The sequence below is a fragment of the Bartonella bacilliformis KC583 genome, from assembly GCF_000015445.1.
In the GTDB taxonomy this organism is placed as follows: Bacteria; Pseudomonadota; Alphaproteobacteria; order Rhizobiales; family Rhizobiaceae; genus Bartonella; species Bartonella bacilliformis.
Genome location: NC_008783.1, coordinates 1,305,755 through 1,321,844, shown reverse-complemented (window position 1 = coordinate 1,321,844; position 16,090 = coordinate 1,305,755). Strand labels below are relative to the sequence as shown.

Below are 16,090 nucleotides of genomic sequence, written 5' to 3'. Positions count from 1 at the left end.
TTGTATAGGCTAATAATTGAAAAAAAGAGGCTTATCATGTCCACGGTTATAACGATTTTAAATGGCCCTAATTTAAATTTTTTGGGTAAACGTGAACCAGAAGTTTATGGCACTGAAACTTTAGAATATATTGAAAAATCTTGCCAAGATTATGCAAAAAAGCTTGAATTTATGGTGCAATGTCATCAAACTAATTGTGAAGGTCAATTGGTGGAATGGATACAAGAAGCAATTGGTATGAGTGCTGGGTTGATTATTAATCCAGCTGCTTATGGTCACACATCTATTGCGATTTTTGATGCGTTAAAGATGTTTTCAGGGCCCATAGTTGAGGTTCATTTATCGAATATTCATCGACGTGAAGCTTTTCGTCATCATTCTTACGTTTCTGCAAGCGCAGACGCTGTCATTGTTGGATGTGGTCATGAAGGATATTTGTTTGCTCTTGAATATATCGCTAAACAACTTAGGTATGGGTATAAAAAAAGAAGCAATCAAACACTGTTAACTTAAGTATTTAGAATTTTTGATAACTTTTTGTTGAATAAATAAAGTATGCCTATAATAATGCCATTATTGTTTTCGGTAATTTCCAAGCATATAATGGGACAGGTAAGATGAGAAGCTTTGTTAAACAGATAGAGATGCTCACAATTTTGGGAGTAGGGTTGCTTTTATCTGGTTGCAAGATCGATGTTCTTCAGCCGGCAGGATATGTTGCGCGCCAACAGCTTATTTTGATTGCTATATGCGTTTTTGTTATGCTTTGCGTTGTTATTCCTGTGATGGTTGCAGTGATTGTTTTGGCAATAAAATATCGTGCTTCGAATACGAAAGCAGATTATCTACCTGATTGGGGACATTCAAATAAAGTTGAAGCTTTTATGTGGGGTGTTCCAATTGCGATCATAGTGATTCTAGGTGCTTTGACAGCTTATTATACTTATAGGCTTGAACCCTCAAATCCTCTTCCAGTGGAAGTTGCTGGTGAGGAAAAGCTTTTGCAAGTTAATGCTGTAGCCTTAGATTGGAAGTGGTTATTTATTTATCCGGAATATGGTATTGCATCGATTAATGAGATTTATGCACCGAAAGATCGTCAGGTGTTACTACAGTTAACGTCAGAAAGTTCTCTTAATGCTTTCTGGGTACCAAAACTTGGTACTGTTCTCTATGCTATGCCGCAGATGAATTCTAAATTGCATTTAGTTGCTGATGAAAAAGGAATATTCAATGGAAATTCAGCAAATTATAGCGGTGATGGTTTTTCACATATGCGTTTCCATTGGCATTCTGTGTCTTTGGAGGATTTCAATGATTGGGTGACCAAGGTTCGAGATAATGGTCAAAAGCTTGATCGTGTATCTTATCGTCAGCTTGCTATTGCGCCTCGTATGAATGATATTGCCGCGAAAGAAAAAGATGCTGAAGTGCGTTATTTTGCACCTGTTGAGAAACGGCTTTATTATCGGATTGTTAATCGGTGTGTTGATGAAAATACGATATGTAATGAGGACTTAATGAAGCGTGCTGCTGCTCAGACACTTTGGGGTGCCCTTTGTTCTGTTTTTGATCCGGATGCTATTTAGGAATTATTAATTGAGTAAAAACCCTTTTTAAAAGAAGGGTTTGTTTAAAACTGAAATTATTTTTATACTGAAATTATTTTTATTGGGCTGAAAAATGTTTGGAAGACTCACAGATCCTACAGCAGGTGCTTTTCATGCACTGACACATGAGCCGATTGTTCTTTATACATGTATTGCAATTGTTCTCGGTGGTATATCCGTTGTTATTGCTTTAACAGTACTTGGTTGGTGGGGTGTATTTTGGCGAAATTGGGTCACAACAGTTGATCATAAACGTATAGGCATTATGTATGTCGTTCTTGGCATTATCATGCTGTTTCGTGGTTTTGCTGATGCAATTATGATGCGGACACATCAAGCTTTGGCACTTGGGAGTGAAAAATCAGGTTATTTACCTCCGGATCATTTTGATCAAATTTTTTCAGCTCATGGTGTTATTATGATTTTCTTCATGGCAACACCAATTTTATTTGGTCTTTTCAATTATCTTATACCGCTTCAAATTGGTGCTCGTGATGTTGCATTTCCATTTGCAAATAATTTCGGATTCTGGATTACAGTTGCTGCAGCGATACTAATTAACGTATCGCTTGGTATTGGCAATTTCGGTCGGGGGGGATGGCTTATGTATCCGCCCTTCTCAGGATTGCAAAATAGTCCAGATACAGGGGTAGATTATTATTTATGGTCGCTTCAGCTTGCTGGTATTGGGACGACTATGGGATCAGTTAATTTGATAGCAACTATAATTAAAATGCGTGCTCCTGGGATGACCATGCTGAAAATGCCTGTTTTTTGTTGGGGTGCTTTCGTTAGTAATATTCTTATTGTGGTTATTTATCCTGTTTTAGCTGTGGCGTTCCTATTATTGGCGGGTGACCGTTATTTAGGTATGAATTTCTTTACCAATACAGCTGGTGGTAATCCAATGGTGTGGATTAATTATGTCTGGATTTTTGGTCACCCTGAGGTTTATGTTTTGGTTATTCCTGCTTTTGGAATTATTTCTGAGATCGTGCCAACTTTTTCTTCAAAACGTCTCTTTGGTTATGCTTCAATGGTTTGGGCGATTATCGTTATTTTGGTTCTTTCGCTTCTTGTTTGGGGACATCACTTCTTTACAATGGGAGGTGGTGAAGCTGTAAATACCTTCTTTGGTATTGCGACCATGATTATTTCGATCCCAACCGGTGTGAAAATTTTTAATTGGCTGTTCACAATGTATAAGGGGCGGATTCGCTTTGAACCTCCGATGCTTTGGTGCATAGGAATGATATTTACATTCGTTGGTGGTGGATTAACCGGCGTTTTGATGTCAATTGTGCCAGCTGATTGGCAATTTCATAATTCTCTGTTTTTGATAGCACACTTCCACCATACAATTATTGGAGGTGTTGTCTTTGCTTATTTGGGTGGGTTAGCTTTCTGGTTTCCAAAAGTTTTTGGTGTTAAACCAAATCGCGCTTTGGGGATTGCATCTTTTTGGTGCTGGTTTGTTGGTTTTTATTTAGCTTTTTTCCCAGTTTATATTCTTGGTTTAATGGGCGCTACGCGTCGTCTGCAACATTACATTGAACCTGGTTGGCAGCCGATGTTTATTATTGCTGCACTGGGTGCTTGTATTATCCTTATTGGTATTCTCTGTCTCGTGTTGCAAATTGTTTTGGCAATTTGGTATGGTGTTAAACATAAAGGGCGCTTACCAGTAATTATTAATGATCCTTGGGGTGATGCGCGTACGCTTGAATGGTCTGTTTCTTCACCTCCTCCTGATTATAATTTTGCAATTATTCCAACAGTGCATGCTGAGGATGCTTATTGGGATATGAAAAAGAGAGGCTATCAGCGTCCAACAAGTGGGTTTTCAAAAATTCATATGCCTGCAAATACATCGGCTGGAGTTATAGCATCATTCTTTTCATTAATTGTTGCTTTTTCTCTCGTTTGGCATATTTGGTGGCTTGTGGTGATTGGGCTCATTGGCTTTATTGCGACAATTATGTGTCGTTCATTATTGGGCAATCATCATGGTTATTATATCCCTGCTGAAGAGGTGCAAAAAACGGAAGATATTTTCACAGCTGTTCTTAAAGAACAAGGAGTAAAAGCATGAGTGTGATAACAATGCATGATGATCATCCGCATGAGCATCACCACGACGATAGTTCGACAATGATATTTGGGTTTTGGGTTTATATCCTGTCGGATTTGGTTGCTTTCTCAACGCTCTTTTCGAGTTTTGCTGTATTTTCTGCTGCTTATGGTGGAGGAAAGGCTGGCAATGAATTTATTAATTTAAATTTTGTTTTGGCTGAAACCGCTGTTTTATTGCTGTCATCACTGACTTATGGATTTGTGATGATACAAGTTCATAAGTGTAATCTTGCTGGTGTGCGTTTATGGATGGCTGTTACCTTTGTCCTTGGATTGATCTTTATTGGGATGGAAATTTACGAATTTCATGAACTTTTGCATGAAGTGTACTATTATGATGCTACTGCTTATGCTGGGATCGATCTTGAAACAGGTAAGCAGATTTTTGGGCGAGAAGTTCTATCCGCTTATTGGTCTGCATTTTTTGCTTTGGTTGGTATGCACGGTCTTCATGTGAGTGCTGGTCTGCTTTGGATGGTTGTGATGTTTATTCATTTGCGTCGTAATGGTTTAGATCAAGATAATAAAACACGTTTATCGTGCCTTTCAATTTTTTGGCATATGCTTGATATCGTTTGGATAGGTGTTTTCACAATGGTTTATTTGTTAGGAGCATTATAATGAGTGAGCATAACGAAACACATGATCCAAGTATTCGCTCTTATTTAGTTGGATTTGTTCTGGCTGTAATTTTCACTTTTTGCTCTTTTATACCCGTGATGTACGGTATGCTGGAAGGGTGGGCAATTAGCACAAAGGTTATCTATCTTATCGGCATGGCCATTATTCAGATTATCGTGCAGATTATTTTCTTTTTGCACTTGAATTCTGGTCCAGATGCAAAATGGAATTTTGTAGCTTTGTGGTTTGCAGTGACGTGTGTCACCATTATTATCGGGGGTACTTGGTGGGCCATTTCTCATTTGAACTATAATATGATGGGGGGATCAGGGCGTATTGTTGAGCCAGAGATATTAGACCAGAGACATTAGAAATGGATGTAACTACACCTAAAGAGTCGTTTCCAAGTGCAGAGATACCAGAGGAAAAGTTATTAGATACGCAAGTGCCAGAAGATCGTTTACCAAATGCACCGATGCTAAAGGAACAATCGTCAGATACAGAGCAACTACCAAACGCGTCACAGGTCCAGGAAAGCCGTTACTAGAGGGTTCGTTGCCTTTCAAGGAATAAGAGTTTTAATTTAATTCTGAAGATATAGAGATGACTCTGCTTACTGCAGAGTCACGTTCTTTATAAATTCAAAATATCTTTTAAAAGTCTTGAAGAGTTTTTAAAATAAAAATTTTGGCTATTTTCCGATATTATGAATCATTATTCTTCTTGAGATTCTTCGCTTTGCTTTAATTCTTCAAGCGTTGGCGTAGACATAATATTATATCCTGAATCAACATAATGGATTTCACCAGTAACACCTGATGATAAATCAGAAAGCAAATAAAGAGCAGATTTCCCGATCTCATTGATATCTACAGTACGGCGTAGTGGTGAATTACGACGCTGATATGAAAAAATTGCTCGTGCGGCCGCAATACCATTACCTGCTAAAGTTCGTACAGGACCAGCTGAAATTGCATTAACGCGGATATTTTGGGGACCAAAATCTGCTGCTAAATAACGTACCATAGCTTCTAATGCAGCTTTAGCAATACCCATAACATTATAATTTGGAACAACTTGCTGCGAGGCTCCATATGTCAGTGTTAAGAATGCACCACCATGAGGCATGAGCTTACTAGCATATTGCGCGACTTCAGTGAAAGAATAAGCCGATATTACCATTGTACGTTCAAAATTTTCACGTGTTGTAACATCAACATAGCGCCTTTTTAGTTGTGCTTTATCGGAAAAACCAATAGCATGGACAACAAAGTCGATAGTTTTCCATTCTTTTTCAAGGCACTTAAAGACATAGTCAACGGTTTCAATTTTCTCAACATCACACTCAAATAATAATTTGCAACCAAGTTTTTCTGCTAGTGGCTGGACACGTTTTCCAAAAGCTTCTCCTTGATAGGTAAATGCCAACTCAGCACCGGCTTCGGCTAATTGACATGCAATACCCCAAGCAATTGAATGATCATTGGCAACTCCCATAATAAGGCCGCGCTTGCCTTTCATCAAACCTTTCATATTATTCTCCGTAAGATTATGTTTTGCAGTCAGCTAAAAATTTCCACTCATGCATAGCGCTGAAAAACAAGCGTTGCATTAGTACCGCCAAAGCCAAATGTATTTGATAATACGGTATTAAGTTCTTTATGATCAGAGCGTTTACGGATAATTGGCATATCTGAAAAAGCAGGATCAAGCTCTTCAATATGCGCGCTTTCGCAAATGAAATTATGATTCATCATTAACAGTGTATAAATTGCTTCTTGAACACCCGCTGCGCCTAAAGAATGACCAGTTAAAGATTTTGTAGCGGAAATTGGGGGACATTGGTCACCTGTTCCAAAGATACGGCGAATTGCTTCTATCTCAGGGGGATCACCAACAGGTGTTGCTGTTGCATGGGGATTGATATAATCAATTTTATTATTTACGGTTGCAAGCGCCATGCGCATGCACCGCTCTGCTCCCTCTCCAGATGGAGCAACCATATCATGTCCATCTGATGTAGCACCATAACCAACAATCTCACCGTAGATTTTTGCACCGCGTGCCTTAGCAACTGCTAACTCTTCAAGAATCAAAACACCCGCTCCACCAGCAATGACAAATCCATCACGATTCATGTCGTAGGCACGTGAAGCTTTTTCTGGCGTATCGTTATATTTGCTAGACATAGCACCCATGGCATCAAATAAAACAGACAATGTCCAATCTAGATCTTCACAGCCACCTGCAAAGATACGTTTTTGTTTTCCATACTGTATCAGTTCATAAGCATTGCCAATGCAGTGACTGGATGTAGCACAGGCTGAAGAAATTGAATAATTAACCCCTTTAATTTTAAAAAAAGTTGCAAGAGTTGCTGAAGCTGTAGAACTCATTGCTTTAGGCACAGCAAAGGGACCAACACGTTTTGGACCTTTTTGGCGTGTAATGTCGGCAGCCTCAACAATTGATCGCGTTGAAGGCCCTCCAGAACCCATAATAATACCGGTGTGCTCATTAGAAACTTCGTGAGGTTCTAAACCTGCATCAACAATTGCTTGGTCCATAGCAATGTGATTCCATGCTGTTCCACGACCATGAAAACGCATAGCTCGCCGATCAACAAGTGCTTCTATATCGACATTCGGTTTGGCATAAACATGACTACGGAATCCTAATTCGGCATGTTCTGGTGCATAGGAAATTCCAGATTTTGCTGCGCGCAAACTAGCTAAAACATCCTGTGTTCCATTCCCAATTGCCGAGACAATTCCCATTCCTGTTACAACAACACGATGCATTTACATCTCCTTGTTTCATACAGAGTGACACAATGTTCTATCTGATTGAAATATACTAATCTTCTTTAAACAGAGCAACACGCAAATCACTGGCTTTATAAATGGCTTCTCCATCCGCCTTTACCCATCCATCTGCAATTCCTAAGACTAAATTTCCACGTCGAATACGTTTAAAATCTATTCCATATTCAAGCAGCTGAATTTTCGGAGTTATCATACCTGATAATTTCACTTCGCCCGTTGATATAGCGCGCCCTTTTCCTTTTTCGCCCAACCAACCAAGAAAAAAACCTGTTAATTGCCACATAGCATCTAACCCAAGACATCCTGGCATAACAGGATCGCCAATGAAATGACAAGCAAAAAACCATAGATCTGGCGTTATGTCAAATTCTGCACGAACCATTCCTTTATCATATTCACCACCAGTCTCATTGATTTGAGTGATTCGATTAATCATCAACATTGGTGGAGCAGGTAGTTGAGCATTACCCTTACCAAACATTTCGCCGCGAGCGCAGCTCAGAAGCTCTTCATAAGTGTAGCAAGACTTTCTTTCAGCCATTGTTATTCCCTTTATTTACGTAATTTTTCTGCGCTTCGTATCAACTTGCTTTTTAGAGCAAATTTTAAAGAGAAGGAAATGATTTTATGCTATTTTAAAATGACAAAAGATCTTTTTTATGCATCTTACACTCGAAAGGCTATTTTTGCATAAAACGAAAAGTTCATACTTTGTACTCTCCTTATTTTATTGAACTTCGGACCTATTAAATATATTAGATCCTATTTAAATATAGATGTGATGCAGTTTATAATATGTCAATGGGTAAAACAATTTAGAATTTGGTAAAAAAATATCCGTGAGAAAGTTGTGAATTATCATTCTTTATCTGAACTGGAAGAGCATTTACGTAAAAATGGTTTGCGATTAACACGCCAACGATTGGAGCTTGCTCATATGATTTTTTTTCAAGGCAATCGCCATATTGCTGCTGAGGAATTATATGAAGAAGCAATTAGATCAGGCGTACCCGTGTCTTTAGCAACTGTTTATAATACGCTTCATCAATTTACTGAAGCCGGTTTATTACGGATTATTGCTGTAGAAGGTTCAAAAACTTGGTTTGATACCAATACATCTGATCATTATCATTTCTATATTGAGGGCGAAAATCGTATTCTTGATATTCCTTATAATGTAGAAGGATCTCCTATTATTGAAAATCTACCTCAACCACCTGAAGATATGGAAATTGTGCATGTTGATTTGATCATTCGGTTAAAACCCAAAATCCAGTCTGATGATCAAGAATAGGTCCGTTTGATAAGAGATAAAAACTCAACATAATGGGTGTTAGGACAATTTGTTAATTTTTAATTTTTTCACCAGGATAAATCCCCCATAATTGGGTTTGATGAAGCCATCCACGGACTTTACCAATACTCAATTCACACCAGTATCCATCACATTGACGAATATTACCGATAATATTAGGCTCTACTTCTGCAACAAGTGGTGCATTATCTGTTGGCGTTTTGCGTAACATAAGCCTTTTTGTTTTATCTTTTTGCCATGGAATGGTTATAGCAGTTCGTTTCCCCGATAAAAGTGATTGATAAACCCATCCCTCGTCACCCTCGGCATCACGAATTTTACGCCATTGATCATATTCTTGAATAATTTCAATAGGCAAGCCTTTCTTTTGGTAAGTAAAGACAATGGCGTAGTTGCTACCAGGGCCGACGCGGACATTAACACGGGCAGGTTTAATTGAAACAAATCGCGGGAGTGGCAAACCACTAGGGCCAAAATTTTTATTCAAAACCTCTGCATATGAAAAGGTGAGGGAAGCGAATAAAAATCCTCCTGTTATGGACACACATGTTAGGAGAACGAAAAAGCGAAACCAGAGAGAATTTTTCACGTTTAAATCCCTTTGTTGTCTTCTTTTATAGATATGTAGTTATAAGATTTGGAAGGCATACTCAAAAGTTAATTCAAGCTGTGGCATACAGCTAGTTAAAGAGATCTAAATAATTGGCAAATTGCTATAAAATCAGCAAAAATTCATCATAGTCGTAATGCATTTTTTCTTACGAAAACTGCAGATATGTAAGGCTTTTGATACTAAACAATACACCTATAACATAAAATATTTTGATTAAATTTTTATGTCAACAGATGTCTCAATGAGAGAAAAGCTACGCTTTTTTGCATATAGGAAAGTAACAACGTACCGCATCACTCTGATGAGTTGGAACAGTCTGGTGATGCGAGATGTCGTAAACGATGTTGATAGTATTTTTAAAATGGACGGCGTCTTGCTACAGGATATCCATCTTTTTTGGCAATACGTGCGATTGCTTCCTCTAAAGGTTCGATCGTAACATACATCGAGTTGCCATTGGCATGAATGATATTTTGATAATCGAACATAATAGCAACGTGGCCTTGCCAGAAAATTAAATCGCCTCGTTGAAGATTTTCATTTTCTGAGAGTTGTTTTCCTATAGTTTTTTGCTGCATGTCAGCATCACGTAAAACCGTGTGACCAGCCATCATCATAGATAATTGAACAAGCCCTGAGCAATCAATTCCAAAGCCACTGACACCACCCCAAAGGTAAGGCGTACGGATAAGAGTTTGTGCAACGGCAACATAATCTTCATATACATGTTCAATGGATCGAAGATGTCGGGAAATAATAGCCGTTCCATCTTCAAGAACAGAATAGAGTGTATCACGGACTTCAACTTCATCAACAACACTTACCTTGCTTCCCATAGATAAAGTTCTTTTTACGGGGCCACGTAGTTCAGCTTGTGAATACTGAAAGGTTCGTGGCACAGAAACGATGTGCGTTTGTTTTGTTGTTGGTATCTCAAGAGCTTGTGTATCAATGTAACCTACGTAACCATCTTTGAGTGATTGACCCCATGACCGAGTTTCTCCTTGTTCAAATATCAAGAGCTCCTCCCCGAAAAGACACTCCGTTTGCATTTCGCTTGTTGTACTTTTATCTTTAAACAAACCAGCAACAGCTACACCAACACGCTTTTTTTCTCCTTGAACGAAGCGTTTGGCAGTGACTTCTTGCTCAAGGCGTTGGTCTGCAAGATCATCTCTGAATGCGTGTAACCGTGGATCTTTATGTTCCATCTAAATTACCTTTCATTTTTTTAAAATAGGACAGTGAGTTATGTTGATGTTTTTTCTTTCGATATAAATGGTATGTTATCATCTATTTTTAAGGCAGGATTACAACATTATTTTGATTTTATATAATTTAAGATCTTGATAAATCATTTGTCTTATAGTTTTTTTTAAAAAAATCATAAAGAGCGCGTATAGCTTGTGCTGTGCCACCAGCAGGATAGCCTGGTTTTTCTTTTGGTACCCACCCAAAAAGATCAAAATGAGCAAAATGTTCAGCTTTTTCAACAAAATAGTTAAGAAATAAAGCAGCAGTTATAGAGCCAGCGAAGCTGTCACCCGTTGTGTTATTGAGATCAGCAATCTGTGATGATAATTTCTCCTTATAAGGCTTCCAAAGAGGCATTTGCCAAAGAGGATCAGCAACAGAGTGAGCAGATTGAGAAATCTCTTGTGCCCATAGAGGATCATGACAATAAAATGCAGGAAGGTCTGGACCTAATGCTACGCGAGCAGCTCCTGTTAAAGTTGCCATGCAAATCATAAATTGAGGGCTTTTTTCATCACCATAAGTGAGTGCATCAGCAAGAACAAGTCGACCTTCGGCATCTGTATTGCCAACTTCAACACTTAAACCTTTACGACTTTGAAGAATATCGCCTGGTCGGAAGGCATTAGCAGAAATTGCGTTTTCAACAGCTGGAATCAAAACTTGTAAACGAACAGGCAGTTGTGCATCCATTATAAGTTTAGCCAGTCCTAAAACATGTGCTCCTCCCCCCATATCTTTTTTCATGAGCAGCATGTTTTTGGCTGATTTAATGTCCAATCCTCCAGTATCAAAAGTTACACCTTTGCCAACTAATGTTATTTTGGGGTGATTTTCTTGTCCCCACTGTAATTCAATGAGTCGTGGTGCGATGTTGCTTGCTCGTCCTACAGCATGAATCATTGGAAAATTTTGTGTTAAGAGCTCATCTCCACAAATGCTTGTTACATGAGCATTATAGGTTTTTCCCAGTTGGCGTGTTACTGTTTCCAAGGTTTCAGGATTCATATCATTTGCAGGGCAATTAATGAGATCACGAACAAAAAAGACAGTTTCAAAAATGCGTTTGAGTTCGTTAAGATTAATGACATTATTGACATGGATTGATAATTGTTTGGAAGAGGGGTTTTGGTGATAGCGGTTAAATTGATAGCTTCCTAAGGCTAATCCCAGATAGCTATTCATTTCATTTGCTGCCGTTCCTTCCAAATGCCAATGGCCCGTGGGCAGGTGTTTAGCAAGAAGTCCAGTGATGAAAGGCTCTTCATCATTGCCAAGCCCAAATAAAACTTTTTTTAATGTTCCTGTTTCATGAGGCACAAATAATATTTGTCCTGTTTTTCCAGTAAAATCATTAACTTTCATCCACGCAGTTGTTGACGCATCAAATGATAAATCACTAAGATTTTTTGGGTGTATTAAGAAGATAGGACAGCTGTTGTCAGCACGTTCTGAAGTAAAATTGATTTGGTATTGTTGCATATTTTTTCGGCCTTTATAATTTTCGAAGTGCGACATATTCGACTAAATGGTTTTTTCCCTTCCGTAGAATGAGGTCAGCTCGGGATCGTGTTGGCAATATGTTTTCTTGTAAATTTTTTAGATTGATTGTACGCCAAATATTTTCAGCAATTTTTAAAGCTTCTTCTTCGCTTAATAGTGCGTAACGATAAAAGTAGGATTCAGGATTTTGAAAAGCTGTTTTACGTAAACGTTTGAAACGTTCCAGGTACCAGTAGCAAATCATATCTGTTTCAGCATCCACATAGATCGAAAAATCAAAAAAATCTGATACAAAAGGCACAATTCTTTTATCATTAGGAAAACGATTAACTTGAAGCACATTGACACCCTCAACAATTAAAATATCGGGATGGTCAATAATAACCTTTTGGTCTTCTAATACATCATAGGTTATATGTGAATAAAGTGGTGCGCTGACCTTGCTAATGCCGGCTTTTATAGCAGAAAGAAAATGCAGTAATTTTTTAATGTCGTAAGAATCAGGAAATCCTTTACGATTCATGCGATTTTTTTTCTGCAATACAGCATTAGGATAGAGAAAGCCATCAGTCGTGATTAAATCGACTTTTAGGTTGAATGCCCAACGTTTCAGAAGTTCTTGAAGAATACGTGCAGTTGTTGATTTTCCTACTGCAACAGAGCCAGAAATACCAATGATAAAAGGATTTTTTTTAATATTTTCTTGATGCAAAAATTGTTGACGCTTTTGGAATAGATTCTGTATGGCTTCAACATGACATGATAGCAAACGCGCCAAAGAGAGATAAATGCGTTGCACTTCTTCAAGGTCGACAGGATCATCAAGTGATCGTAAATGTTTAATTTCATCGAAGGTTAAAGTCAGTGGTGTATCTGCGCGAAATTGAGACCATTCTTGTGCAGTGAAGACTTTATAAGGAGAATATTTCTCATACATGCACCGGATCAGGTCATCTTCTTGATCAGTTTTTGACATAGAGGTCCCAAATTATTATTATTGGCTGAGAATTTCTTTTGCTAGGTGTTGTTTCTAATAGTGGCAATAATTAGGAATGAAAAGACAGTTCTTTTTTTTCAAAAAGCTTTTATTGGGCACATTTTCTTTTAATATATTGTTTAGCTGATAGTCCAATCATTCCAATGTGTACTGATTTGTTCTTTCGATAAACCTTGTGCCAAAAAAGCCCATAAAAGTAAACGCGCTTTTAATGCTGATAAATAACCAGACATGAGAACACCAGAAGCAATCATATCGATTTCTGAACCTTTATAGCCATAAGTTGTACGGGTGGTTGAGCCATCATGAGAACGGCTCGCGATGATGATTGGTATTTTAGGGGCATAGTGTCGTACAATATCTGCTTCTTGAAAACTGCAATGACCTGAACCAAAACCAGCTATAACGAGACCTGCGTAATGTCCGCTTTCAAGACAAAACTTCATGAGGTTTGTGTCAGACGATAAAGAGGAATATAAGAGTGCCACTTGGTGGTCATGATTGTGAGGACGCTCGAAAGTTGTTGGGAAAAAATTTTGGTTATTAAAGTAAAAAAAATTTCCTTCTAAAATTGTTCCTAAAGTGCCTGCCGGACCTGATTGAAATGTTTCTACTTTGACGGTATGGCTTTTTTGTACCCAATAAGGTGAATGAATTGTGTCATTCATCACAACTAAGACGCCTCTGTTACGGCTTTGTTGGTCAGTAGCAACACGAATTGCAGCTAAAAGGTTAGCGGGTCCGTCAGCACCTGCATCAATGGGTGTACGCATAGCACCAGTTACAACAATAGGTTCAGGTTTATTCCAGTAAAGAGAAAGAAAAAAAGCTGTCTCTTCTAATGTATCAGTGCCTTGTGTTAAAACAATACCATCTGCACCAGCCTTGATTTGTTGTGTTGCCCACTCTATTGTATCAAAAAGGACTTTAAAAGATAGAGATCCACTTGGCAATTGTGTTAATGTTTGCGCATGAATATGAGCAATATTTTTTAAACTAGGAATATTGTTAATTAGTGCATCTGAAGTCACAATTGGCTGCATTTTTCCACAGCTATCCGTTGCCATTGCAATTGTTCCACCCAATGTTCCTACTGCTATCTTTCTCATAATTTTCCTTTTAACAATGTGTGCTGTTTACAAGAGTTATTTAGCAATAATTTGAATGAACAACAATTATGTCATTGTCTCTGATTCAAATAAATTGAAAGATGCTTAGTCGTTGTGTTTTTTAGTATATGTCCTTAAATAGAGATATTGGTGATTAGATTTTATATCTAATGAAGGGAAGTAATATTAAGGAGTAGCTTATGAGAGAACATAAGCCTGATAGAATGTATGGGACAACTATTATCACTGTACGAAAAGGTAGCAAAGTTGTTATAGCTGGTGATGGTCAGGTTTCGCTTGGGCAAACAATTATGAAAAGCAATGCACGCAAAGTGCGCCGTCTTGGGAAAGATGGAACAGTTATTGCTGGTTTTGCAGGGGCTACGGCTGATGCTTTCACATTGTTAGAACGTTTAGGAATGAAGCTCGAGCAGTATCCTAATCAGCTTATGCGTGCATGTGTAGAACTTGCAAAAGATTGGCGTACTGATCGCTATTTGCGTCGTCTTGAGGCGATGATGCTTGTAGCTGATAAAAAAACAACCTTAGTTTTAACAGGCCTTGGTGATGTATTAGAGCCAAAAGATGGGATTATGGCGATTGGTTCTGGGGGTAATTTTGCTCTGTCAGCTGCGCGGGCACTTATGGATATGGATTTAGATGCAGAAGCTATTGCACGTAAAGCCATGAATATTGCTGCTGAAATTTGTGTTTATACCAATGACAATTTTACCATTGAAACATTGGATACAGAGTTGTCTTCTTTGGAGAAAGTTATTTAAATGTGTGTTGTGTTTTCCCCTCGTGAAATTGTTTCTGAACTTGATCGTTTTATTATCGGCCAAAAGGATGCAAAGCGTTCTGTTGCTATCGCATTGCGCAATCGATGGCGTCGACAACAACTTGAAGGGCAGATACGTGAAGAAGTGATGCCAAAAAATATTTTGATGATAGGGCCAACAGGAGTCGGTAAAACAGAGATAGCGCGTCGATTAGCGAAACTTGCTGGGGCGCCTTTTGTGAAAGTAGAAGCTACTAAATTTACAGAAGTTGGTTATGTCGGGCGTGATGTTGAACAGATTATTCGTGATCTTGTTGAAATAGCAATTTCTCTTGTGCGTGAAAAAAAACGCGATGAGGTGCAAGAAAGAGCGCATATTAATGCTGAAGAGCGAGTCTTAGAAGCTCTTGTTGGCAAAACGGCAAGTCCTGCTACGCGTGACAATTTTCGTCAGAAATTGCGTGCAGGCGAATTGGATGACAAAGAAATTGAGATTGAAGTAGCTAATAATAGCAATAATAGTGCGCCAACTTTTGATATTCCTGGCATGCCAGGTGCACAAATGGGCATTATGAATTTGTCAGATATTTTTGGTAAGATTGGTGGTCGTACAAAAATACGTAAAACAACTGTGAAGGATGCTTTCAAACCATTAATTGATGATGAATCTGAAAAGCTTCTTGATCAAGATCAAATTATTCAAGAAGCATTGTGCATTACTGAAAATGATGGGATTGTTTTTATTGATGAAATTGACAAAATTGCAACCCAAGATGGCGGAGCTGGTGCCGCTATCTCGCGTGAGGGGGTACAAAGAGATCTTTTGCCTTTGGTTGAAGGAACAATAGTTGCTACCAAATATGGGCAGATAAAAACAGATCACATTCTCTTCATTGCTTCTGGTGCATTTCATGTATCTAAGCCATCTGATTTATTGCCAGAGCTGCAAGGTCGTTTGCCTATTCGTGTGGAGTTAAATGCTTTAACGAAAGAAGATTTACGGCGTATTCTTACCGAGCCTGAGGCCAGTTTGATTAAGCAATATATTGCTTTAATGGCAACAGAAGATGTGCATTTAGAAATTACTGACGATGCTATTGATACTTTAGCTGATATTGCTGTTGATTTAAATGCAAGGATTGAAAATATTGGAGCCCGTCGTTTGCAAACAGTGATGGAACGCGTTTTAGATGAAATTTCTTTTACAGCACCTGATAAAGCCGGTACCTCATTTAAAGTGGATGCTACTTATGTTAGACAATCTGTAGGTGAACTTGCTTCTGATGTCGATCTTTCTCGTTTTATTCTTTAGGCGCTATGATTTGTTTA

16 protein-coding genes are annotated in these 16,090 nt (G+C 38.3%); 8 read left to right on the top strand and 8 right to left on the bottom strand.

What is annotated here, in order from left to right; translation table 11 throughout:
- Positions 1-36: 36 nt before the first annotated feature.
- The 5 genes from aroQ to cyoD all read left to right on the top strand — a co-directional run bounded on the left by aroQ (position 37) and on the right by cyoD (position 4,735).
- A complete protein-coding gene (aroQ, locus tag BARBAKC583_RS06220; RefSeq protein ID WP_005768027.1) occupies positions 37-513 on the top strand; it encodes a type II 3-dehydroquinate dehydratase in 477 nt (158 codons plus the stop codon).
- Positions 514-617: 104 nt separating this feature from the next.
- Positions 618-1,589 (top strand): ubiquinol oxidase subunit II, encoded by a 972-nt coding sequence (cyoA, locus tag BARBAKC583_RS06215; protein ID WP_005768025.1) that lies wholly within the window; start codon positions 618-620, stop codon positions 1,587-1,589.
- A 94-nt stretch (positions 1,590-1,683) separates the two neighbouring features.
- Complete coding sequence (gene cyoB, locus BARBAKC583_RS06205) at positions 1,684-3,702, top strand: cytochrome o ubiquinol oxidase subunit I (RefSeq protein ID WP_005768023.1); 2,019 nt, start codon at positions 1,684-1,686, stop codon at positions 3,700-3,702.
- Positions 3,699-4,364, top strand: coding sequence for a cytochrome (ubi)quinol oxidase subunit III (locus tag BARBAKC583_RS06200; RefSeq protein WP_005768021.1), 666 nt, complete (start codon positions 3,699-3,701; stop codon positions 4,362-4,364). Before cyoB ends, BARBAKC583_RS06200 begins: the two co-directional genes overlap by 4 nt.
- Positions 4,364-4,735 (top strand): cytochrome o ubiquinol oxidase subunit IV, encoded by a 372-nt coding sequence (gene cyoD, locus BARBAKC583_RS06195; RefSeq protein ID WP_005768019.1) that lies wholly within the window; start codon positions 4,364-4,366, stop codon positions 4,733-4,735. The genes BARBAKC583_RS06200 and cyoD overlap by 1 nt, the downstream gene beginning before the upstream one ends.
- A gap of 343 nt (positions 4,736-5,078) precedes the next feature.
- Here the strand turns inward: cyoD and fabI are convergent, their stop codons facing one another.
- From fabI to fabA, 3 genes are read right to left on the bottom strand one after another with little or no spacing between them, the layout of a single operon-like run.
- Positions 5,079-5,897, bottom strand: coding sequence for an enoyl-ACP reductase FabI (fabI, locus tag BARBAKC583_RS06190; RefSeq protein WP_005768015.1), 819 nt, complete (start codon positions 5,895-5,897; stop codon positions 5,079-5,081).
- 47 nt (positions 5,898-5,944) lie between these two features.
- Positions 5,945-7,165, bottom strand: coding sequence for a beta-ketoacyl-ACP synthase I (gene fabB / locus BARBAKC583_RS06185; protein ID WP_005768014.1), 1,221 nt, complete (start codon positions 7,163-7,165; stop codon positions 5,945-5,947).
- A 55-nt stretch (positions 7,166-7,220) separates the two neighbouring features.
- Positions 7,221-7,730 carry a 3-hydroxyacyl-[acyl-carrier-protein] dehydratase FabA gene (fabA, locus tag BARBAKC583_RS06180; RefSeq protein WP_005768012.1) on the bottom strand — a complete coding sequence of 170 codons (510 nt, stop codon included), beginning with the start codon at positions 7,728-7,730 and terminating at the stop codon, positions 7,221-7,223.
- 294 nt (positions 7,731-8,024) lie between these two features.
- Between fabA and irr the strand changes: the two genes are divergently transcribed.
- A complete protein-coding gene (irr, locus tag BARBAKC583_RS06175; protein WP_044051781.1) occupies positions 8,025-8,483 on the top strand; it encodes a Fur family transcriptional regulator Irr in 459 nt (152 codons plus the stop codon).
- A gap of 52 nt (positions 8,484-8,535) precedes the next feature.
- Here the strand turns inward: irr and BARBAKC583_RS06170 are convergent, their stop codons facing one another.
- From BARBAKC583_RS06170 to BARBAKC583_RS06150, 5 genes are all read right to left on the bottom strand, one after another.
- Complete coding sequence (locus tag BARBAKC583_RS06170) at positions 8,536-9,093, bottom strand: SH3 domain-containing protein (RefSeq protein WP_005768008.1); 558 nt, start codon at positions 9,091-9,093, stop codon at positions 8,536-8,538.
- A 380-nt stretch (positions 9,094-9,473) separates the two neighbouring features.
- Positions 9,474-10,328, bottom strand: a complete 855-nt coding sequence (locus BARBAKC583_RS06165; RefSeq protein WP_005768006.1) for a C40 family peptidase — start codon at positions 10,326-10,328, stop codon at positions 9,474-9,476.
- Positions 10,329-10,455: 127 nt separating this feature from the next.
- Positions 10,456-11,853, bottom strand: coding sequence for a leucyl aminopeptidase family protein (locus tag BARBAKC583_RS06160; protein ID WP_011807437.1), 1,398 nt, complete (start codon positions 11,851-11,853; stop codon positions 10,456-10,458).
- A 13-nt stretch (positions 11,854-11,866) separates the two neighbouring features.
- Positions 11,867-12,811, bottom strand: a complete 945-nt coding sequence (gene coaA, locus BARBAKC583_RS06155) for a type I pantothenate kinase (protein WP_005768003.1) — start codon at positions 12,809-12,811, stop codon at positions 11,867-11,869.
- A gap of 179 nt (positions 12,812-12,990) precedes the next feature.
- Positions 12,991-13,980 carry an asparaginase gene (locus BARBAKC583_RS06150; RefSeq protein ID WP_011807436.1) on the bottom strand — a complete coding sequence of 330 codons (990 nt, stop codon included), beginning with the start codon at positions 13,978-13,980 and terminating at the stop codon, positions 12,991-12,993.
- A gap of 200 nt (positions 13,981-14,180) precedes the next feature.
- Here BARBAKC583_RS06150 and hslV point away from each other — a divergent pair, with 200 nt between their 5' ends.
- Positions 14,181-14,762: an ATP-dependent protease subunit HslV gene (gene hslV, locus BARBAKC583_RS06145; protein WP_005767998.1), complete on the top strand. Its 582-nt coding sequence runs from the start codon at positions 14,181-14,183 to the stop codon at positions 14,760-14,762.
- Positions 14,763-16,073 carry an ATP-dependent protease ATPase subunit HslU gene (gene hslU, locus BARBAKC583_RS06140; RefSeq protein ID WP_005767996.1) on the top strand — a complete coding sequence of 437 codons (1,311 nt, stop codon included), beginning with the start codon at positions 14,763-14,765 and terminating at the stop codon, positions 16,071-16,073.
- Positions 16,074-16,090 lie beyond the last annotated feature (17 nt).

Coding starts and splice junctions, on each gene's coding strand:
- aroQ (WP_005768027.1), top strand. CDS start 37: ATGTCCACGGTTATAACGATTTTAAATGGCCCTAATTTAAATTTTTTG.
- cyoA (WP_005768025.1), top strand. CDS start 618: ATGAGAAGCTTTGTTAAACAGATAGAGATGCTCACAATTTTGGGAGTA.
- cyoB (WP_005768023.1), top strand. CDS start 1,684: ATGTTTGGAAGACTCACAGATCCTACAGCAGGTGCTTTTCATGCACTG.
- BARBAKC583_RS06200 (WP_005768021.1), top strand. CDS start 3,699: ATGAGTGTGATAACAATGCATGATGATCATCCGCATGAGCATCACCAC.
- cyoD (WP_005768019.1), top strand. CDS start 4,364: ATGAGTGAGCATAACGAAACACATGATCCAAGTATTCGCTCTTATTTA.
- fabI (WP_005768015.1), bottom strand. CDS start 5,897: ATGAAAGGTTTGATGAAAGGCAAGCGCGGCCTTATTATGGGAGTTGCC.
- fabB (WP_005768014.1), bottom strand. CDS start 7,165: ATGCATCGTGTTGTTGTAACAGGAATGGGAATTGTCTCGGCAATTGGG.
- fabA (WP_005768012.1), bottom strand. CDS start 7,730: ATGGCTGAAAGAAAGTCTTGCTACACTTATGAAGAGCTTCTGAGCTGC.
- BARBAKC583_RS06165 (WP_005768006.1), bottom strand. CDS start 10,328: ATGGAACATAAAGATCCACGGTTACACGCATTCAGAGATGATCTTGCA.
- BARBAKC583_RS06160 (WP_011807437.1), bottom strand. CDS start 11,853: ATGCAACAATACCAAATCAATTTTACTTCAGAACGTGCTGACAACAGC.
- coaA (WP_005768003.1), bottom strand. CDS start 12,811: ATGTATGAGAAATATTCTCCTTATAAAGTCTTCACTGCACAAGAATGG.
- BARBAKC583_RS06150 (WP_011807436.1), bottom strand. CDS start 13,980: ATGAGAAAGATAGCAGTAGGAACATTGGGTGGAACAATTGCAATGGCA.
- hslV (WP_005767998.1), top strand. CDS start 14,181: ATGAGAGAACATAAGCCTGATAGAATGTATGGGACAACTATTATCACT.
- hslU (WP_005767996.1), top strand. CDS start 14,763: ATGTGTGTTGTGTTTTCCCCTCGTGAAATTGTTTCTGAACTTGATCGT.